The organism is Escherichia sp. KCJ4928, from assembly GCF_004352695.1.
In the GTDB taxonomy this organism is placed as follows: Bacteria; Pseudomonadota; Gammaproteobacteria; order Enterobacterales; family Enterobacteriaceae; genus ECMA0423.
This window is the reverse complement of the sequence record NZ_SJWV01000792.1, coordinates 1-255: the sequence shown is the minus strand read 5'-3', so window position 1 is coordinate 255 and position 255 is coordinate 1. Positions and strand designations below refer to the sequence as shown.

Below are 255 nucleotides of genomic sequence, written 5' to 3'. Positions count from 1 at the left end.
CGACGTCCCGTCCGTTGTTAAAGACATTGCCCTGGTGGCCGGTGCGGACAACATGGCGGATTCCAATAAACAGGAACCAGACTATCCCCATAATGGCGATAATTGCGTTAAACACCATGAACAGGTTACCGATAATGGTGTTGCTGCTGGCTGTCAGGGGATTTGTGACCACGTCGCCAAAAATGGTGACCAGTGCCTGGCGCGACAGGTCATCCGGATTGGTGGCGGCGCTCACAATGTCCTGATAGGTGACGA

At 53.7% G+C, this 255-nt stretch carries 1 pseudogene; it reads right to left on the bottom strand.

Features of this window, described 5'->3' with window-relative positions:
- Positions 1-255, bottom strand: a pseudogene (locus E0D98_RS26805) (hypothetical protein); the annotation flags it as partial.